Below are 19,496 nucleotides of genomic sequence, written 5' to 3'. Positions count from 1 at the left end.
CGCCCATCACAAGATAAATCCTACAGATCAAAAAGATACTTCCTGCATCCGCCATTGAAGTCTCTCGCCAAAATCGCCTCCTTTCCCACGACAACAAGGACGCGAACATGATCACGCTGATGACCCGAGAGGCACACACCGAGCAGAGCGGCCAGGCGCTTGCCGCCGATCAAGCGGTGTACGAAATGCGGCTGGCCCTGAGCTACCCTCATGATGTTCATGGTTTCGACGAATTACTCAATGCTGTCGGTGCTCACCGCTCAAACTACCTGCAAGCGGCCAATCGCAAAAAAATCGTCGCAGCACTGAGCAGCGGTGAATGGCTGATGCTCATGTCCGAGGATAGCGATGAAGCGCCACTCAACGTTTGCACAGCAGCGGCCGAGCCATCGACAGCGCCTGAATCGCCAGCCAACGCCCCACACAGCATTTTGTGCCCGACTTGAGCTCATTTGCCTGAACAAACGCTCTCTTCGGTCATCGGTGCAGAGGGGTACGATTCGATGCTCAACGACATCCCTGCGATCCGTCCAAGACAAAAGCGCTACTAAAAGAAGCAGAGGTTGCACTCGGTAGCACCTTTAACTTCCAGGGATGATCGTGCAAAGCGAGTTCCCCGTCATGCACAAATGTCGGCGCAAGTGATCCAGCAGGAACGGGTAATTCCTTAAACAACAAGTACCTGTTAACCCCCGCGCAAACACGTGGGTGTTTCAACCGTTGAGCAAGGAACCCGTCGGCTGCAAGAACAGCCCGATCAGCCTGACACCCATCCAGGAAACAGGTCTGAATAAGTAACACCCCGCCCCAACCGGGTGCGCCAGACACTTCAACCGCCCCTCTACGGTGCGTCGTTTGCACCGAAAAAAACCTTCGCAAACGGTCAAATGCGTCAAGTTTTATACATATGCGACATTAAGGTACGTTCGTGCCACTGTTTAAGGCTTGTAGCCGCTCTGGATCTTGCATTGGGTATGGGGCCTGCATAAGTATCCGCAGGTCGACTCACGAGGTCGCCCTCTAATTCCAAAAATGACAACAATCATGAGGCCAACATGCTTAAACACGCGGTCATTCCGTTTTTAGTCGGCGCAAGCTTGTTAGCTAGCGCACCTTTCGCCGTCGCTGCGACTAACCTGGTGTTTTGCTCCGAAGGGAGTCCGGCCGGTTTCGACCCTGGCCAGTACACCACCGGAACCGACTTCGACGCCTCAGCTGAAACCATGTTCAACCGTCTGAGCCAGTTCGAACGGGGCGGCACCGCCGTTGTTCCTGGCCTGGCCACCAGTTGGGACATTTCCCCGGATGGCCTGACTTACACCTTCCATCTGCGCGATGGGGTGAAGTTCCACACCACGTCTTATTTCACGCCGACCCGTAACTTCAACGCCGACGACGTGCTGTTCACCTTCGACCGCATGCTCGACAAAGACATGCCGTTCCGTAAGGCATACCCGACCGAATTCCCGTACTTCACCGACATGGGGATGGACACCAACATCACCAAGGTCGAGAAGCTCGACGACAAGACCGTCAAGTTCACCCTCAAGACCGTAGACGCCGCGTTCATCCAGAACCTGGCCATGAGCTTCGCTTCCATTCAGTCCGCTGAATACGCCGACAAGCTGCTCAAGGAAGGCAAGCCAGGTGACATCAACCAGAAGCCGATCGGCACTGGCCCGTTTGTGTTCAAGAGCTACCAGAAAGACTCCAACATCCGTTACACCGGCAACAAGGATTACTGGAAGCCTGAAGACGTGAAGATCGACAACCTGATCTTCGCCATCACCACCGACCCGTCGGTGCGTATCCAGAAGCTGAAAAAAGATGAATGCCAGGTCACCCTCTTCCCGCGTCCGGCCGACCTCAAGGCCCTGGGTGAAGACAAGAACCTGAAACTGCCGCACCAGGCCGGTTTCAACCTCGGCTACATCGCCTACAACGTCATGCCTGTACTCAAGGGCCGCACCGACGCCAACCCGCTGGCCAACCTCAAGGTCCGTGAAGCGCTGGACATGGCCGTGAACAAGCCGCAAATCATTGACTCGGTGTACCAGGGCGCAGGCCAACTGGCCGTCAACGCCATGCCGCCGACCCAATGGTCCTACGACACCACCATCAAGGATGCCAAGTACGATCCGGAAAAAGCCAAGGAGCTGCTCAAGGAAGCAGGCATCAAGCCTGGCACCGAGATCACTCTGTGGGCCATGCCGGTACAGCGTCCGTACAACCCGAACGCCAAGCTGATGGCTGAAATGCTGCAGTCCGACTGGGCGAAGATCGGCCTCAAGGTCAATATCGTCAGCTACGAATGGGGCGAGTACATCAAGCGCTCCAAAGGCGGCGAGAACCAGGCGATGATCATCGGCTGGAGCGGCGACAATGGTGACCCGGACAACTGGCTCGGCACCCTGTTCGGCTGCGACGCCATGAACGGCAACAACTTCTCGAAGTGGTGCGACAAGCCTTACGACGCACTGATCAAGCAAGCCAAATCCACCCCGGATGTGGCCAAACGCACCGAGCTGTACAAGCAGGCGCAACACCTCCTCAAAGATGCCGTCCCGATGACACCTATCGCTCACTCGACGGTGTATCAACCTATGCGCAACACCGTACAGGACTTCAAGATCAGCCCCTTTGGCTTGAACTCCTTCTACGGCGTCAGCGTCAGCAAATAAGGTGTAGCAACGGCGGCGTTATTTTTAACGGCGCCGTTGCTTTATCTGTCAGGACCGCAGGAACTCGCGAACCGAAAACCTACTGCATAACACAGCAGCGGTATCGGGACGTGTTGCCTTTTCCTACGTGTCTTTCAGGCCCTACGCATTTACTGCCCCACCTTCGGCTCATACCGTCGAGCCACGGCAGGACTGTGATCAGGGTTGGCGTTTGCTGCACGTGATGGTTTGAACTCAGCGAGGCCTGCACGTCCCCGGACGAGACGATGCCCCGCTGCAATCTATAAAAAGAGAGGGAGCGTCATGCGTCATACCTTGGTTTTATCCGCATTGCTGGGCACCGGCCTGTTGGCCGCCACCTCCATCAGCCAGGCCGCCAGTAACAGCCTGGTGTTTTGCTCTGAAGGCAGCCCGGCCGGTTTTGACACTGCGCAGTACACCACGGCGACCGACAACGATGCCGCGGAGCCGCTGTACAACCGACTGGCCGAGTTCGAAAAAGGCGCGACCACTGTCGTACCTGGCCTGGCAACGAGTTGGGATATTTCCGAAGATGGCCTCACGTACACCTTCCATCTGCGCGAAGGGGTGAAATTTCACACCACCAAATACTTCACGCCGAGCCGCGACTTCAACGCAGACGACGTGCTGTTCACCTTCAATCGCATGCTCGATTCCGAGCACCCTTTTCGCAAGGCTTACCCCACCGAGTTCCCTTATTTCACCGGGATGAGCCTGAACAAGAACATCGCCAAGGTCGAAAAGACCGGGCCACTGACCGTGACGATGACGCTCAACAGCGTTGACGCCGCGTTCATCCAGAACATCGCCATGAGTTTCGCCGCGATCCTTTCGGCCGAGTACGCCGACCAGTTGCTCAAGGCCGGCAAGCCGAGCGAGATCAACCAGAAGCCCGTCGGCACTGGGCCCTTCGTGTTCCAGCGCTACCAGAAAGACTCGCAAATCCGTTACGCCGGCAACAAACAGTACTGGGACCCGAGCCGCGTCAAGCTCGACCAGCTGATTTTCGCCATCAACACCGACGCCTCCGTACGCGTGCAAAAACTCAAGGCAGGCGAATGCCAGATTACCCTGCACCCACGCCCGGCCGACGTTGAAGCGCTGAAGAACGACCCGAAACTCAAACTCATCGAAAAGCCGGGGTTCAACCTTGGCTACATCGCCTACAACGTGCGGCACAAACCCTTCGACCAGCTCCAAGTGCGCCAGGCACTGGACATGGCGGTGAACAAGCAGGGCATCCTGAACGCCGTATACCAGGGCGCCGGCCAACTGGCGGTCAATGCCATGCCGCCCACGCAATGGTCCTACGACGACACTATCAAGGACGCCGCCTACAACCCGGAAAAAGCCAAGGAGCTGCTCAAGGCTGCCGGGGTCAAGGAAGGCACTGAAATCACCCTCTGGGCCATGCCGGTTCAGCGTCCGTACAACCCGAACGCCAAACTGATGGCCGAAATGCTCCAGGCCGACTGGGCCAAGATCGGCCTCAAGGTGAAAATCGTCAGTTATGAATGGGGCGAGTACATCAAGCGCACCAAGAATGGCGAACACGACATCAGCCTGATCGGCTGGACCGGCGACAATGGGGACCCGGACAACTGGCTCGGCACGCTGTACAGCTGCGACGCAATTGGCGGCAACAACTACTCCATGTGGTGCGACCCGCAATACGACAAGCTGATCAAGCAAGCCAAGGTTGTCACCGACCGTGATCAACGCACGGTGCTTTACAAACAGGCGCAGCAATTGCTCAAGCAGCAAGTGCCGATCACGCCTGTCGCCCACTCGACGGTCAACCAGCCGTTGAGCGCCAAAGTCGAAGGATTCAAGGTCAGCCCCTTCGGCCGTAACGTTTTCTCGGGTGTCGGCATAGACCAATAACCGTTTAGCCAAACCGCTGGGGGCGATTTACGCCCTTACGCAAACGTGTTGTCTGAAAACGGCAATCATGCTCCAAGCAAACGTTTGCGGTGCTTTGAATGAGTTCCAAACCGATAGCCGGATCACCAAAAAAGACCGGTACAAAAAAAAGAAAGAAAGGAGCTTTACCCATGAAACTGAGCAGCACCGCATTATTGGCTTTGGCCATCAGTAGCATTACGGCCACTGCGTACGCTGAGAACGTCAGCCAGGACTTCGTTCCGACCGGCCTGAACACCACCAGCGCCCAGGCTGAGGCCAAGGGGTTCGTTGAAGGCCAGAGCCTGAAGGGCAGCACACGTAACTGGTACTCCAACGAGATGAAGCGACGTGATAGCCGTTTCGCCTACAAGAAAGAAAAGACCGACAAAGATCCGACCAAGGTTTCCCGTCGTTACAACTGGACGCAAGGCACCATCCTCAACTACACCTCCGGTTTTACCGAAGGCACCGTGGGTGTGAGTACCGAAGTCGCGGCCTACAACGAAATTGCCCTGATCCGCGACCAGGAAGATATCGCCGGTGGCTCCAACCGTACACTCGCCGATGGTGGCCAGGATGCCGTGGGCCAGTGGAGCAAACTGGGCCTGGCCAACGTCAAGTTCCGCGTATCGAACACCACCCTGACTGCCGGTCGCCAGAACTACAGCACCCCGATTGTCGATGTCATCGGCAACCGTGCGCTGCCTTCAAGCTTTGAAGGGGTGAGCCTGCACAGCGAAGAATTCAACAACCTGTCGTTCGACGCAGGTGTCTTCGACCGCGTATCGCCACGTACCGAGCAAAGCCTGGCCAAGTTCCGCTCCGAGTACGCCAGCAACAAAACCGAAGCCGACAAAGTCAGCATCGTGGGCCTGGCCTATCAGCCATTCAAAAGCCTGAAAACCAGCCTGTACGGCTCCCAGGTTGAAGACCTGTGGAACCAGTACTACTTCGGCGCCACCCACGAACTGGGCGACAGCTCGGTCCTGAGCCTGACCACCGGCCTGAACTATTACAAGACGGTCGATAGCGGCAAGAAACTGATGGGCGACATCGACAACGATACCTACTCCCTGTCGTTCGGCCTGACTCACCAGGCCCACAGCCTGACCTTCTCGTACCAGGAAGTGAACGGTAACGAGTACTTCGACTACCTGCACGAAACCAACGGCATCTACCTGGCCAACTCCCTGTTGTCTGACTTCAACGGCCCGAACGAAAAATCGTTCCAGATCGCCTACGGTCTGAACATGGCCGAATACGGCGTGCCAGGCCTGAAGTTCAGCATCTACCAGGCTCGCGGCTGGGGCATCGACGGTACTCACTACACCGGCAACCGCGGTGTCGAGGGCAAAGGCTACGACGGTATCCAGACGCAGAACGGCGAAAGCCACTATGAATACGGCATCGGTTCGAGCTATGCCGTTCAAAGTGGTCCGCTGAAGGACACCACGGTTCGCGCGACCTACACCGCACACCGCGCCTCCAAAGAACAGTCTGACGGCAGCATCAACGAATTCCGTCTGGTTACCACCATTCCATTCAACATTCTTTAAGCACCAGGTGAACGGCTGATTCATGAGGAGTCAGCCGTTCAGCATTTCTGGTTCAACCGATTGCAGGGGGTTCTTGATGAAAATGCTTCCTTTACGAGCGGCCATCGCCGCCGCGCTGCTGAGTGTCGCCGTTGGCGCCTCGGCCAAACCCTTGGTGGTCTGTACCGAAGCCAGCCCGGAAGGCTTCGATATGGTCCAGTACACAACTGCAGTCACAGCCGATGCAGTGGCCGAAACCATCTTCAATCGCCTGGTCGACTTCAAGCCCGGCACCACCGAAGTGGTCCCTGCACTGGCCGAGTCCTGGGATATCAGCCCGGACGCCCTGACGTATACCTTCCACCTGCGCAAAGGCGTCAAGTTCCACACCACCGAATATTTCAAGCCGACCCGCGACCTGAACGCCGACGACGTGGTCTGGAGTTTCCAGCGTCAGCTGGACCCGAAGCACCCGTGGCATGACAAGTCCAGCGTGGGCTTCCCGTACTTTGAAAGCATGGGCTTCAAGGAACTGCTCAAAAGCGTCGAAAAAGTCGACGAGCACACCGTAAGGTTCACCCTGACCCGTCCCGAGGCACCGTTCCTGCCCGACGTGGCCATGGCGTTCGCCTCCATCTACCCGGCCGAGTACGCCGACCAGTTGCTCAAGGCCGACAAGACCGGCGACCTGAACAACAAACCTGTCGGTACCGGCCCGTTTGTCTTCCAGCGCTATGCCAAAGACGCCCAGGTCCGCTTCAAGTCCAACGCCGACTACTTCCGCGGCGCGCCACCGAGCGAAGCGCTGATCCTGGCCATCGCCACCGACAACAACGTGCGCCTGCAGAAACTCAAGGCCAACGAGTGTCAGATCGCCCTGTATCCCAAGCCCGATGACATCCCGAGCATCAAGAAAGATACCAACCTGAAGGTCGATGAAATCGAGGCCATGACCACCTCGTACACCGCGCTGAACACCACCCGCAAATACATGAGCGACGTGCGTGTACGCCAGGCGATCGAAATCGCCTTCGACAAGCAGGCCTACGTCAACGCACTGTTCGGCAAGGGCAACGCCAGTGTCGCCGTCAACCCGTACCCGCCAACCCTGCTGGGTTACAACCACACCCTGCAAAACCCGCCACACGACCTGGACAAGGCTCGTGCCCTGCTCAAGGAAGCCGGTGTACCGGAAGGCACGGTGCTCACCCTGTTCACCCGTAACGGCGGTGGCCCAACCAACCCGAACCCGATGCTCGGCGCACAAATGATGCAGGCCGACCTGGCCAAGGTCGGGATCAAGATCGACATCCGCGTGATGGAATGGGGCGAAATGCTCAAGCGCGCGAAGAACGGCGAGCACGATATGGTCTCGGCCGGATGGGCGGGAGATAACGGGGACCCGGATAACTTCCTGACGCCTATGCTCAGTTGCGAGGCCGCCAAGAACGGCGAAAATTACGCGCGCTGGTGCAACGAGAAATTCCAGGCGCTGATCGACCAGGCGCGTGAAAAAACCGACCCGGCCGAACGCGCCGCACTCTATGAGCAGGCCCAGGCGATTTTCCACCAGGACCAGCCATGGATCAGCATGGCGCACACGCGTATGTTCACGGCCATGCGCAACAACGTCGAGGGTTATCACATTAGCCCCCTGACCACTAACAACTTCGCTACCACCAAAGTGAAGTAGATAAGAAACGCCCGGCAACGTTGACCCCAACGCTGCCGGGAACGCCTAACCGGCTGATGAGGTACACCAGAAGATGTTTAGTTTTATTGCCCGCCGATTGGGACTGTTGATCCCCACGTTCTTCGGCATCACCTTGCTGACTTTCGCGCTGATTCGCATGATCCCTGGCGACCCCGTGGAAGTAATGATGGGCGAACGTCGGGTCGACCCCGAAATGCACGCCCAGGCAATGGAACGCCTTGGTTTGAACAAACCGCTGTATGCCCAATACCTGGACTACATCGGCAAACTGGCGCACGGCGACCTGGGTGAATCCCTGCGGACCCGTGAAAGTGTGTGGACCGAGTTCACATCCCTGTTCCCTGCGACCCTGGAACTGTCCATGGCTGCCCTGCTGTTCGCCGGCGTTCTCGGGCTGCTGGCCGGGGTGATCGCGGCGCTGAAGCGAGGGTCCCTGTTCGACCATGGCGTGATGGGCATCTCCCTTGCCGGGTATTCGATGCCGATTTTCTGGTGGGGCCTGATTCTCATCATGTTCTTCTCGGTTTCCCTGGGTTGGACCCCGGTTTCCGGGCGGATCGACCTGCTCTACGACATCGAGCCGAGAACCGGCTTCATGCTCGTCGACACCCTGCTGGCCGATGATACCGGTGCGTTCTTTGACGCCCTGCATCACCTGATCCTTCCGGCCATCGTGCTCGGCACTATCCCGCTGGCGGTGATCGCCCGGATGACCCGCTCCTCCATGCTCGAAGTGCTGCGTGAAGACTACATCCGCACCGCCCGGGCCAAAGGCCTGTCGCCGTCGCGCGTGGTGTTCGTTCACGGCCTGCGCAACGCCTTGATTCCGGTGCTGACCGTGGTCGGCCTGCAAGTCGGCACATTGCTGGCTGGCGCGGTCCTGACCGAAACCATCTTCTCGTGGCCCGGTATCGGCAAATGGCTGATCGAGGCTATTGGCGCCCGGGACTATCCCGTGGTGCAAAACGGCATCCTGCTGATCGCCTGCCTGGTGATTCTGGTCAACTTTGTAGTGGATATTCTTTATGGCTTCGCAAACCCACGCATCCGTCACCAGCGCTGAGACCCTACGAATGAGTACTCCAACAACGTCCGTAGCAGTCGATACCAGCCTGCTTTATCCATCGCCCTACAAAGAGTTCTGGCAGGCGTTCTCCAGGAACAAGGGCGCCGTCGCCGGCCTGCTGTTCATGACGCTGGTGGTCTTCTGCGCGATCTTCGCGCCGTGGGTCGCCCCACATAACCCGAGCGAGCAGTACCGCGATTTCCTGTTGACGCCTCCGGCCTGGCTGGAAGGCGGGCAGATGCAGTTTCTGCTGGGCACCGACGAACTGGGCCGTGACCTGCTGTCACGTCTGATCCAGGGTTCGCGCCTGTCCCTGCTGATCGGTCTTTCGTCGGTGGTCATGTCGCTGATCCCGGGGATCCTGATGGGCCTGCTGGCCGGGTTCTTCCCGCGCGTGCTCGGCCCAACCATCATGCGCCTGATGGACATCATGCTGGCCCTGCCGTCCCTGCTGCTGGCCGTGGCGATTGTCGCCATCCTCGGCCCTGGCCTGATCAACACCGTGATCGCTATCGCCATCGTGTCCCTGCCCTCCTATGTCCGTCTGACCCGTGCCGCGGTGATGGGCGAACTGAACCGCGACTATGTAACCGCTGCACGCCTGGCCGGTGCCGGCCTGCCGCGCCTGATGTTCATCACTGTGCTGCCTAACTGCATGGCACCGCTGATCGTTCAGGCCACCCTGAGTTTCTCCTCGGCGATTCTCGACGCTGCGGCACTGGGCTTCCTCGGCCTTGGCGTACAGCCGCCAACTCCTGAGTGGGGCACCATGCTGGCTTCGGCTCGCGACTACATCGAACGCGCCTGGTGGGTGGTGAGTCTGCCTGGCCTGACCATTTTGCTCAGCGTGCTGGCAATCAACCTGATGGGCGACGGCCTGCGCGATGCGCTGGACCCGAAACTCAAGAACGCCGCCTGAGGAGATTCCCATGTCACTGCTAGAAATCAAGAATCTCAATGTTCGCTTCGGCGACGCCACCGCCGTTCCCGTGGTCGATGGCCTGGACCTGACCGTAGACAAGGGCGAAGTGCTGGCCATCGTGGGCGAGTCGGGGTCCGGCAAGTCCGTGACTATGATGGCGCTGATGGGCCTGATCGAGCATCCCGGTATCGTCACCGCCGATTCCCTCAGCTTCGACGGCAAGGACATGCTCAAGCTCAGCGCCCGCCAACGTCGGCGGATAGTCGGCAAAGACCTGGCCATGGTTTTCCAGGACCCGATGACCGCGCTGAACCCAAGCTACACCGTCGGTTTTCAGATCGAAGAAGTGCTGCGCCTGCACCTGAAAATGTCCAGCAAAGCCGCTCGCAAGCGCGCCATCGAGCTGCTGGAAAAAGTCGAAATCCCGGGTGCCGCAAGTCGCATGGACGCCTACCCGCACCAGCTCTCCGGCGGTATGAGCCAGCGCGTGGCGATTGCCATGGCGATTGCCGGTGAACCGAAACTGCTGATCGCCGACGAACCGACCACCGCGTTGGACGTGACGATTCAGGCGCAGATCATGGACCTGCTGCTCGCCCTGCAAAAAGAGCAGAACATGGGCCTGGTGCTGATCACCCACGACCTCGCGGTCGTGGCTGAAACCGCCCAGCGTGTCTGCGTGATGTATGCCGGCCAAGCGGTAGAAGTCGGTCAGGTGCCACAGTTGTTCGACATTCCGGCGCACCCGTACAGCGAAGCATTGCTCAAGGCCATTCCGGAACACAGCCTGGGTTCATCACGCCTGGCCACGCTGCCGGGCATCGTTCCCGGCCGCTATGACCGCCCACAAGGCTGCCTGCTGTCCCCGCGCTGCCCGTATGTGCAGGACAGCTGCCGTCAACAACGTCCAGGTCTGGACCCGAAAAGCAACAGCCTCGCCCGCTGCTTCTATCCGTTGAATCAGGAGGTGGCGTAATGGCCGTCGTTCTCACCGCCCGTGACCTGACCCGTCACTACGAAGTTTCCCGCGGTCTGTTCAAGGGCCACGCACTGGTTCGCGCCCTCAACGGTGTTTCGTTCGAACTCGAAGCCGGCAAGACCCTCGCGGTCGTTGGCGAATCGGGTTGCGGCAAGTCCACCCTGGCCCGCGCCCTGACGCTGATCGAAGAACCGTCTTCGGGTTCGCTGAAAATCGCCGGGCAAGAAGTGGCCGGTGCCAACAAGGCTGAACGCAAGCAACTGCGCAAAGACGTGCAGATGGTGTTCCAGAGCCCTTATGCGTCGCTCAACCCTCGGCAGAAAATCGGTGATCAGCTTGCAGAGCCATTGTTGATCAACACCAAGTTGTCTGCGGCCGAACGCCGTGAAAAAGTCCAGGCAATGATGAAGCAGGTGGGTTTGCGTCCTGAGCACTATCAGCGTTATCCGCATATGTTCTCCGGCGGTCAGCGCCAGCGGATCGCCCTGGCCAGGGCAATGATGCTGCAACCCAAAGTGCTGGTCGCGGACGAACCGACCTCGGCGCTGGACGTATCGATCCAGGCGCAGGTGTTGAACCTGTTCATGGACCTGCAGCAAGAGTTCAACACTGCCTACGTGTTCATCTCCCACAACCTGGCGGTGGTGCGTCACGTCGCCGACCAGGTACTGGTGATGTACCTCGGCCGCCCGGTGGAAATGGGCCCGAAAGAAGACATCTACACCCGTCCTCTGCACCCGTACACCCAGGCCCTGCTGTCAGCCACGCCGACGATCCATCCGGACCCGACCAAACCGAAAATCAAGATCGTCGGCGAGTTGCCCAACCCGCTGAACCCGCCGTCCGGCTGTGCGTTCCACAAACGCTGCCCGTATGCCACCGAACGGTGCAGCAAAGAAGAGCCGGCCCTGCGCCTGCTCGACACCCGTCAAGTGGCCTGCCACTACGCGGAGCAGTTCATCGTTTAAGCCAGGCATGAAAAAGCGCCCCTGGGGGCGCTTTCAATGTGTTCACCAAACCCCTCCTCAGGATTGCGCATCAGTCTTGCTGGAGGGGTTTTCTTTTGTCTGCATCACGGCCGCTCAGCCCTGGCTATCGCCTTCGTCATCCGTATCTGGCTCATCGGTTGTCGAGTCGTCATCACCTTTGCTACCACCCTGCCCTTCGTCTCCCGGTTCCGATTCCGATTTGGCGATCATCAGACCACTGCCCTGCACGCTACCGGACGCCACAAAACCTGGCGCCTGCGTTGGCGGACTGCTGGCCCATGCCGCCGAAGTACCCAGCGACAGCATCACCAGGACTTTGAGGAGCAATACAACGCGTTGGAAAATGCTCATAGCCGATTTCATCCTTTCGTAGGTGAATCATGAGTGGCCACAGACCGTTTTCCCAACGACCGTAGCGCTGTCTGAAATCTAGTCTGGATAGACGGGATTCTCCAGATAGGACGCTAACGAAGCGGATTAAATGCCCTTTGCCAACAGACCGGTTTGGACTAATTGCTATTGCGAACAGTTATTTTCAGGACGGAACAGACAAGCAAAAAAAAGCCCACTGCTTTCACAGTGGGCTCTCGGGCATTACCCATCAGTGCTTAGTGATGCTCACGCGTCGCACGGAATTTCACGTCCGGCCAGCGTTCTTCCATCAGCGCCAGGTTGACCCGTGTCGGGGCCAGGTAGGTCAGGTGACCGCCACCATCGACCGCGAGGTTTTCCACGGCCTTGTTGGTGAATTCCTCAAGTTTTTTCTTGTCGCTGCAATCGATCCAGCGGGCGGACCATACGGTGATCGGCTCGTAGGAGCACTCGACCTTGTATTCCTCTTTCAAACGGCTGGCGACCACATCGAACTGCAGCACACCGACGGCGCCGAGGATGATGTCGTTGCTGCGGGTCGGGAAGAACACCTGGGTCGCGCCTTCTTCGGCCAACTGCTGCAGGCCCTGGCGCAGTTGCTTGGACTTCAGCGGGTCCTTCAGGCGCACGCGACGGAACAGTTCCGGGGCGAAGTGCGGAATGCCGGTGAAACCCAGGGCTTCGCCTTCGCTGAAGGTGTCACCGATCTGGATGGTGCCGTGGTTATGCAAACCGATGATGTCGCCCGCAAAGGCTTCTTCCAGTTGCTCACGCTCCGAGGAGAAGAAGGTCAGCGCGTCGCCGATCCGCACGTCCTTGCCGGTGCGCACGTGGCGCATCTTCATGCCTTTTTCGTACTTGCCGGAGCAGATACGCATGAAGGCAATGCGGTCGCGGTGCTTGGGGTCCATGTTCGCCTGGATCTTGAACACGAAACCGGTGAATTTCTCTTCCACCGGTTCCACGGTGCGCTCGTTGGCAACGCGGGCCAGCGGTTTCGGCGCCCAATTGACCACGGCGTCGAGCACGTGATCGACACCGAAGTTGCCCAGCGCAGTTCCGAAGAACACCGGGGTCAGTTGGCCGTCCATGAATTCCTGTTGGTTGAATTCGTGGCAAGCGCCCTGCACCAGCTCCAACTGCTCGACGAAGCGGTCGTACTCGTCGCCCAGGTGGGCGCGGGCTTCATCGGAGTCGAGCTTCTCGATGATTTTCACGTCGGTCCGCTCGTGGCCGTGGCCAGCGGTGTAAACAATGATGTAGTCGTCGGCGAGGTGGTAAACGCCTTTGAAGTCACGGTAGCAACCAATCGGCCAGGTGATCGGCGCAGCCTTGATCTTCAGGACGGCTTCGATCTCGTCGAGCAGCTCGATCGGGTCGCGGATGTCACGGTCGAGTTTGTTGATGAAGCTGACAATCGGCGTGTCACGCAGACGGCAAACGTCCATCAGCGCGATGGTACGTGGCTCTACACCCTTACCGCCGTCGAGGACCATCAGGGCCGAGTCGACCGCCGTCAGGGTACGGTAGGTGTCTTCCGAGAAGTCTTCGTGGCCCGGGGTGTCGAGCAGGTTGATCATGTGATCGCGATACGGGAACTGCATGACCGAGGTGGTAATCGAGATACCACGCTGCTTTTCCATTTCCATCCAGTCGGAGGTGGCATGGCGGTCGGATTTGCGAGATTTCACCGTGCCGGCAACGGCAATCGCCTTGCCCATCAGCAAGAGCTTCTCGGTGATGGTGGTCTTACCCGCATCGGGGTGGGAAATAATGGCGAAAGTGCGGCGTTTCGCGACTTCGGCGGCCTGTTTGGTCATGGGAAATCGCCTGGCAGGTGATTCAAAAAAGGGCCGCGATTATAGCCCAACTTGCTTCAAGATCCGAACCGTTGAGCACATTAGGGGTGGCTAAATGCCGCACATGATGGGAACCTTTTAAACAGTAGAGACGTCCACTCCCCTGTTACGGCTTGCCGTCAGGGGCTGAAATATCAGCAAGTCAGCCTGACGGGGCTGCGCTTATGGCTCGATTTCATGCCGCTTTTCCGGCATAGAACGAGCTGCTTCTCGCGATCACTTTTTCGGCAGCCAGGAATGGCATTGCCACACGAAAGGGTTTTCGCCGACAGAAAAAAGGAGTCCGCCTGTGGCTATTCGCTATGGCAAAGGGCTGATAGGAGGAGCGGTTGTCGTCGCCCTTCTGGCCCTGCTGATCCACTGGATTGGCATCAACACGATCGAACATTACCGCGACGATTTGTTGTTTTACCTGCAAGCTCATCTGATTCTCGTCCTCGCTTCCATGCTGGCCGCCCTCGTTGTGGGCATCCCCGCCGGTATCCTGCTCAGCCGACCCAGCATGGTCGGGCGCGCAGAACGCTTCATGCAACTCTTCAACATCGGCAACACCGTCCCGCCTCTCGCCGTACTGGCCATCGCCCTGGGAATCCTCGGCATCGGCAGCGGCCCTGCCATCTTCGCGCTGTTCCTGGCCTCCCTGCTGCCCATCGTGCGTAACACATTTGAGGGCCTGAAAAACGTTCAGGGTTCACTCAAGGAAGCCGCCGTCGGCATCGGCATGACCCCGCGCCAAGTGCTCTGGCGGGTCGAACTGCCGAACGCCGTGCCAATCATCATCGGTGGTGTACGGGTTGCGTTGGCGATCAACGTCGGCACCGCGCCACTGGCGTTCCTGATCGGCGCCAACAGCCTGGGCAGCCTGATTTTCCCCGGCATTGCCCTGAACAATCAGCCGCAACTGATCCTCGGCGCGGCCTGCACCGCCCTGCTGGCGTTGCTGCTCGACGGCTTGGTGACACTGGCCAGCCGCCTCTGGCTGGAACGCGGTTTACCCCAGTCTTAATACAGGCTGAGCGAAGGAATAATCATGAAGACATTGAGCTTTTTACTAGGCTGCGTCCTGCTGTTCGCAGGATTTGCCCACGCTGCTGAAAAACCGGTTATCCGCATCGGCGCCCGGGTGTTCACCGAACAAACCCTGCTGGCAGAAATCACCTCCCAATACCTGCGTACCAAGGGTTACGACACCCGGGTGACGGGAGGCCTGGGCAGCAGCCTGGCTCGCAGTGCTCACGAAAGTGGCCAACTGGACCTGATGTGGGAATACACCGGTGTTTCGCTGGTGGCCTACAACCATGTCAGCGAAAAACTCGACAGGGCCCAGTCCTACGCTCGGGTGAAAGAACTCGACGCGAAAAAAGGCCTGGTCTGGCTTTCCCCGTCGAAGTTCAGCAACACCTACGCCTTGGCCCTACCGGAAAACACCGCCAAGGCTTACCCGCAGATCAACACCATCAGCGAGCTGAACACGGTGTTGCAGGCTGAGCAGAAGGAAAATCACCTGGTGGCCCTGGACACCGAATTCGCCAACCGTTCCGACGGCCTGGAAGGGATGGTCAAGCTCTACGGGATGAACCTGACCCGCAAAAACATCCGCCAGATGGACGCCGGGCTGGTCTACACCGCCCTGCGCAATGGCCAGGTGTTTGCCGGCCTGGTCTACACCACTGACGGTCGCCTCGACGCCTTCAAGCTGAAGTTGCTGGAAGACGACAAGCATTACTTCCCGGACTACACCGCCGCACCCGTGGTCCGTCAGGTTTACCTCGACGCCCACCCCCAACTGGCCGAACAGCTCAAGCCGCTGGCCGAACTGTTCGACGACGCCACCCTGCGTCAGCTCAACGCGCGGGTCGACGTCGATCACGAAAGCCCTTCCGCCGTCGCCGCAGATTTCCTGCGCCAACATCCCTTGCTTTCCAATAAGTAGCCGGAGGAAGAAAACACATGGAATTTCTCAACGCCTTTTCCCACCTCGACTGGCCGCTTGTCCTGCACCTGACCTGGCAACACATCACGTTGGTCGGCATTGCCGTGACCCTGGCGATTCTGGTCGGCGTGCCGCTGGGCATTCTGATGACGCGTTTCCCGTCACTGGCCGGTCCTCTGCAAGCCAGTGCCACGGTGCTGCTGACCGTACCGTCGATTGCGCTGTTCGGCCTGCTGTTGCCGTTCTATTCAAAATTCGGCCAGGGCCTGGGGCCGATGCCGGCCATCACAGCGGTGTTTCTGTACTCGCTGCTGCCGATCATGCGTAACACCTACCTGGCGCTGACCGGCGTCGAGCCGGGCATCCGCGAAGCCGCGCGCGGCATCGGCATGACCTTCGGCCAGCGCCTGCGCATGGTCGAGTTGCCGATTGCAGTGCCGGTGATCCTCGCCGGGGTGCGCACCGCCGTCGTCATGAACATTGGTGTCATGACCATCGCCGCCACCATCGGCGCCGGTGGCCTGGGTGTACTCATTCTCGCTTCCATCAGCCGCAGCGACATGTCGATGCTGATCGTCGGCGCTGTGCTGGTCAGTCTTCTGGCCATCTTCGCCGACCTGCTTCTGCAATGGCTGCAACGCACGCTGACTCCAAAAGGACTGCTCAAATGATCGAACTTCAAAACCTCAGCAAGACCTTCCAAAGCAACGGCAAAGATGTGAAAGCCGTGGACTCGGTAAGCCTGACCGTCAATGAAGGCGAAATCTGTGTATTCCTCGGGCCATCAGGCTGCGGCAAGAGCACCACGCTGAAAATGATCAACAGGCTGATCAAACCGACCTCGGGCAAGATCCTGATCAACGGCGAAGACACCACCGACCTCGACGCGGTCACCCTGCGCCGCAACATCGGTTACGTGATCCAGCAGATCGGCCTGTTCCCGAACATGACCATCGAGGAAAACATCACCATCGTTCCGCGCCTGCTGGGCTGGGACAAACAGAAGTGCCACGACCGCGCCCGCGAGTTGATGAGCATGATCAAGCTTGAGCCCAAGCAGTACCTGAATCGCTACCCGCGTGAGTTGTCCGGTGGCCAGCAACAGCGAATCGGGGTGATTCGTGCCCTGGCGGCCGACGCGCCGCTGCTGTTGATGGACGAACCGTTCGGCGCGGTCGATCCGATCAACCGCGAGATGATCCAGAACGAGTTCTTCGAGATGCAACGTGCCTTGAACAAGACCGTGATCATGGTCAGCCACGACATCGACGAAGCGATCAAACTGGGCGACAAGATTGCGATCTTCCGCGCCGGCAAGCTGTTGCAGATCGACCACCCGGACACCTTGCTCGCCCACCCGGCGGATGATTTTGTCAGCAACTTCGTCGGCCAGGACAGCACGCTCAAGCGCCTGCTGCTGGTGAAGGCTGAAGATGCAGCGGACAACGCGCCGTCGGTCAGCCCGCAAACCCCGGTGGCCGAAGCGCTGGAATTGATGGACGAACTCGACCGTCGCTATGTAGTCGTGACGTGCGCTGACAACAAGGCACTGGGCTACGTGCGCCGCCGCGACCTGCACCGTCAGGGCGGCACCTGCGTGCAATACCTGCGCGAGTTCAACGCCACGGCGGCCTATGACGAGCACCTGCGGATCCTGCTGTCGCGCATGTACGAGTTCAACCGCTCGTGGCTGCCGGTGATGGACGCCGAACGGGTGTTCCTGGGTGAGGTGACGCAGGAGTCGATTGCCGAGTACTTGAGTTCCGGCAAGTCCCGTGGGGGCAAGACCAGTATTGTTTCGCCTGCTGAAACGGCGCTGGCCTGATCTGTCTGAGGCTCTAGTGTTTTTGTGGCGAGGGAGCTTGCTCCCGTTTGGCTGCGAAGCAGTCGTAAATCCGCCGATGCGATCCTTCTGAAGAACCGCATTGTCTGATTTTGGGGCCGCTACGCGACCCAGCGGGAGCAAGCTCCCTCGCCACGAAAGCAAAGCAAGCGCCCTTCTAGAATCCTTGTATTGGGAACATCGCACTGTCACGCAGGTCGGTTACATCAATAGCTGCCGAGGACCACACGACGGAAGCGTGCAAAAACGCGACATTTTTTGTTGATCTCCAGCCCTTCACGTCCTAAAGTTCGCGCCGAACGTCCATGCTGGAAACGATCCATCCGGCTCAAGTACTGACGACGAGACAGCAAGGCCAAGGGAAGCGTCTGTTCCCATGGCCTTTTTGCTTTCGGCGACATGCCTTGGGAAGTAGGCGAACCAAAGTGGGGATACGGAGGACGTTCATTTGCACCCATTTATTCATCTGTTTGCCCTGTAGGAGTCCCCCAGCATGTCGATCAATGTCGAAGACTATTTCGCGCGCGATACCTTTGAGAAAATGAAGGCCTTCGCCGACAAGCAAGAAACCCCGTTCGTGGTCATCGACACCGCGATGATTTCCCAGGCTTATGACGATCTGCGCGCCGGCTTCGAATTCGCCAAGGTTTACTACGCGGTCAAGGCCAACCCGGCCGTCGAAATCATCGACCTGCTCAAAGAGAAAGGGTCGAGCTTCGACATCGCTTCTATTTATGAGCTGGACAAAGTACTGGGCCAGGGCGTCACCGCCGACCGCATCAGCTACGGCAACACCATCAAGAAATCCAAGGACATCCGCTACTTCTACGAGAAGGGCGTGCGTCTGTACTCCACCGACTCCGAAGCCGACCTGCGCAACATCGCCAAGGCTGCACCGGGTTCGAAAGTCTATGTACGCATCCTCACCGAAGGCTCGACCACGGCGGACTGGCCGCTGTCGCGCAAATTCGGCTGCCAGACCGACATGGCCATGGACCTGCTGATCCTGGCCCGCGACCTGGGCCTGGTGCCTTACGGTGTGTCGTTCCACGTGGGTTCGCAACAGCGTGACATCAGCGTTTGGGACGCGGCGATCGCCAAGGTCAAAGTGATCTTCGAGCGTCTGAAAGAAGAAGACGGCATCCACCTGAAGCTGATCAACATGGGCGGTGGCTTCCCGGCCAACTACATCACCCGTACCAACAGCCTGGAAACCTACGCCGAAGAAATCATCCGTTTCCTCAAGGAAGACTTCGGTGACGACCTGCCGGAAATCATCCTGGAGCCTGGCCGTTCTCTGATTGCCAACGCCGGCATTCTGGTCAGTGAAGTGGTACTGGTTGCACGAAAATCGCGCACCGCCGTCGAGCGCTGGGTGTACACCGACGTGGGCAAGTTCTCGGGCCTGATCGAAACCATGGACGAAGCCATCAAGTTCCCGATCTGGACCGAGAAAAAAGGCGAGATGGAAGAAGTGGTGATCGCCGGCCCAACCTGCGACAGCGCCGACATCATGTACGAGAACTACAAGTACGGCCTGCCGCTGAACCTGGCCATTGGTGATCGCTTGTACTGGCTGTCGACCGGTGCATACACCACCAGCTACAGCGCCGTCGAGTTCAATGGCTTTCCGCCGCTGAAGTCGTTTTACGTCTAAACGCTGCGCCGCCGTGCATG

At 58.7% G+C, this 19,496-nt stretch carries 16 protein-coding genes; 14 read left to right on the top strand and 2 right to left on the bottom strand.

The features are described from left to right. Positions 1-107 precede the first annotated feature (107 nt). From AC1Z1G_RS04410 to AC1Z1G_RS04370, 9 genes are all read left to right on the top strand, one after another. Positions 108-446, top strand: coding sequence for a hypothetical protein (locus AC1Z1G_RS04410; RefSeq protein WP_483625182.1), 339 nt, complete (start codon positions 108-110; stop codon positions 444-446). Positions 447-1,055: 609 nt separating this feature from the next. Continuing rightward, on the top strand, positions 1,056-2,681 hold the full coding sequence (locus AC1Z1G_RS04405; protein ID WP_483625181.1) for an ABC transporter substrate-binding protein: 1,626 nt from the start codon (positions 1,056-1,058) through the stop codon (positions 2,679-2,681). 303 nt (positions 2,682-2,984) lie between these two features. Then, positions 2,985-4,586 carry an ABC transporter substrate-binding protein gene (locus tag AC1Z1G_RS04400; protein ID WP_483625179.1) on the top strand — a complete coding sequence of 534 codons (1,602 nt, stop codon included), beginning with the start codon at positions 2,985-2,987 and terminating at the stop codon, positions 4,584-4,586. 170 nt (positions 4,587-4,756) lie between these two features. After that, positions 4,757-6,163, top strand: coding sequence for an OprD family porin (locus AC1Z1G_RS04395; protein WP_483625178.1), 1,407 nt, complete (start codon positions 4,757-4,759; stop codon positions 6,161-6,163). A gap of 76 nt (positions 6,164-6,239) precedes the next feature. Beyond that, on the top strand, positions 6,240-7,835 hold the full coding sequence (locus AC1Z1G_RS04390) for an ABC transporter substrate-binding protein (RefSeq protein ID WP_483625176.1): 1,596 nt from the start codon (positions 6,240-6,242) through the stop codon (positions 7,833-7,835). 73 nt (positions 7,836-7,908) lie between these two features. Beyond that, positions 7,909-8,919, top strand: a complete 1,011-nt coding sequence (locus tag AC1Z1G_RS04385) for an ABC transporter permease subunit (protein WP_483625174.1) — start codon at positions 7,909-7,911, stop codon at positions 8,917-8,919. A 10-nt stretch (positions 8,920-8,929) separates the two neighbouring features. Beyond that, positions 8,930-9,841 carry an ABC transporter permease subunit gene (locus AC1Z1G_RS04380; RefSeq protein WP_483625172.1) on the top strand — a complete coding sequence of 304 codons (912 nt, stop codon included), beginning with the start codon at positions 8,930-8,932 and terminating at the stop codon, positions 9,839-9,841. Between the two features lie 10 nt (positions 9,842-9,851). Continuing rightward, a complete protein-coding gene (locus tag AC1Z1G_RS04375; protein ID WP_483625170.1) occupies positions 9,852-10,820 on the top strand; it encodes an ABC transporter ATP-binding protein in 969 nt (322 codons plus the stop codon). After that, positions 10,820-11,791, top strand: coding sequence for a peptide ABC transporter ATP-binding protein (locus AC1Z1G_RS04370; protein WP_483625168.1), 972 nt, complete (start codon positions 10,820-10,822; stop codon positions 11,789-11,791). Before AC1Z1G_RS04375 ends, AC1Z1G_RS04370 begins: the two co-directional genes overlap by 1 nt. Before the next feature lie 114 nt (positions 11,792-11,905). Here AC1Z1G_RS04370 and AC1Z1G_RS04365 read toward each other — a convergent pair whose 3' ends face one another. Next, entirely contained in the window at positions 11,906-12,163 is a 258-nt protein-coding gene (locus AC1Z1G_RS04365; RefSeq protein WP_483625166.1) for a hypothetical protein, read from the bottom strand. A gap of 257 nt (positions 12,164-12,420) precedes the next feature. Further along, the gene (locus tag AC1Z1G_RS04360; protein ID WP_483625164.1) at positions 12,421-14,004 is read right to left on the bottom strand and encodes a peptide chain release factor 3; all 1,584 of its coding nucleotides are present in this window, start codon (positions 14,002-14,004) and stop codon (positions 12,421-12,423) included. 328 nt (positions 14,005-14,332) lie between these two features. On the opposite strand from AC1Z1G_RS04360, the gene AC1Z1G_RS04355 reads away from it, so the two are divergent. The 5 genes from AC1Z1G_RS04355 to AC1Z1G_RS04335 all read left to right on the top strand — a co-directional run bounded on the left by AC1Z1G_RS04355 (position 14,333) and on the right by AC1Z1G_RS04335 (position 19,476). After that, positions 14,333-15,049, top strand: coding sequence for an ABC transporter permease (locus AC1Z1G_RS04355; protein ID WP_483625162.1), 717 nt, complete (start codon positions 14,333-14,335; stop codon positions 15,047-15,049). Between the two features lie 24 nt (positions 15,050-15,073). Next, complete coding sequence (locus tag AC1Z1G_RS04350) at positions 15,074-15,976, top strand: glycine betaine ABC transporter substrate-binding protein (protein ID WP_483625160.1); 903 nt, start codon at positions 15,074-15,076, stop codon at positions 15,974-15,976. A 17-nt stretch (positions 15,977-15,993) separates the two neighbouring features. Next, on the top strand, positions 15,994-16,647 hold the full coding sequence (locus AC1Z1G_RS04345) for an ABC transporter permease (RefSeq protein ID WP_123405206.1): 654 nt from the start codon (positions 15,994-15,996) through the stop codon (positions 16,645-16,647). Next, the gene (locus tag AC1Z1G_RS04340) at positions 16,644-17,801 is read left to right on the top strand and encodes an osmoprotectant ABC transporter ATP-binding protein OsmV (protein ID WP_483625158.1); all 1,158 of its coding nucleotides are present in this window, start codon (positions 16,644-16,646) and stop codon (positions 17,799-17,801) included. Before AC1Z1G_RS04345 ends, AC1Z1G_RS04340 begins: the two co-directional genes overlap by 4 nt. Positions 17,802-18,312: 511 nt before the next feature. Beyond that, entirely contained in the window at positions 18,313-19,476 is a 1,164-nt protein-coding gene (locus tag AC1Z1G_RS04335) for a type III PLP-dependent enzyme (protein ID WP_347904053.1), read from the top strand. Positions 19,477-19,496 lie beyond the last annotated feature (20 nt).

Source organism: Pseudomonas sp. JL27(2026) (assembly GCF_056933555.1).
The sequence above is the reverse complement of the archived record's forward strand: the minus strand, read 5'-3'. Positions and strand labels throughout refer to the sequence as shown.

Bases quoted from the DNA above. Each gene is read 5' to 3' on its own strand.
- AC1Z1G_RS04345 (WP_123405206.1), top strand. From the start codon at position 15,994: ATGGAATTTCTCAACGCCTTTTCCCACCTCGACTGGCCGCTTGTCCTG.
- AC1Z1G_RS04380 (WP_483625172.1), top strand. From the start codon at position 8,930: ATGAGTACTCCAACAACGTCCGTAGCAGTCGATACCAGCCTGCTTTAT.
- AC1Z1G_RS04360 (WP_483625164.1), bottom strand. From the start codon at position 14,004: ATGACCAAACAGGCCGCCGAAGTCGCGAAACGCCGCACTTTCGCCATT.
- AC1Z1G_RS04370 (WP_483625168.1), top strand. From the start codon at position 10,820: ATGGCCGTCGTTCTCACCGCCCGTGACCTGACCCGTCACTACGAAGTT.
- AC1Z1G_RS04340 (WP_483625158.1), top strand. From the start codon at position 16,644: ATGATCGAACTTCAAAACCTCAGCAAGACCTTCCAAAGCAACGGCAAA.
- AC1Z1G_RS04395 (WP_483625178.1), top strand. From the start codon at position 4,757: ATGAAACTGAGCAGCACCGCATTATTGGCTTTGGCCATCAGTAGCATT.
- AC1Z1G_RS04410 (WP_483625182.1), top strand. From the start codon at position 108: ATGATCACGCTGATGACCCGAGAGGCACACACCGAGCAGAGCGGCCAG.
- AC1Z1G_RS04375 (WP_483625170.1), top strand. From the start codon at position 9,852: ATGTCACTGCTAGAAATCAAGAATCTCAATGTTCGCTTCGGCGACGCC.
- AC1Z1G_RS04400 (WP_483625179.1), top strand. From the start codon at position 2,985: ATGCGTCATACCTTGGTTTTATCCGCATTGCTGGGCACCGGCCTGTTG.
- AC1Z1G_RS04405 (WP_483625181.1), top strand. From the start codon at position 1,056: ATGCTTAAACACGCGGTCATTCCGTTTTTAGTCGGCGCAAGCTTGTTA.
- AC1Z1G_RS04390 (WP_483625176.1), top strand. From the start codon at position 6,240: ATGAAAATGCTTCCTTTACGAGCGGCCATCGCCGCCGCGCTGCTGAGT.
- AC1Z1G_RS04335 (WP_347904053.1), top strand. From the start codon at position 18,313: ATGTCGATCAATGTCGAAGACTATTTCGCGCGCGATACCTTTGAGAAA.
- AC1Z1G_RS04385 (WP_483625174.1), top strand. From the start codon at position 7,909: ATGTTTAGTTTTATTGCCCGCCGATTGGGACTGTTGATCCCCACGTTC.
- AC1Z1G_RS04365 (WP_483625166.1), bottom strand. From the start codon at position 12,163: ATGAGCATTTTCCAACGCGTTGTATTGCTCCTCAAAGTCCTGGTGATG.
- AC1Z1G_RS04350 (WP_483625160.1), top strand. From the start codon at position 15,074: ATGAAGACATTGAGCTTTTTACTAGGCTGCGTCCTGCTGTTCGCAGGA.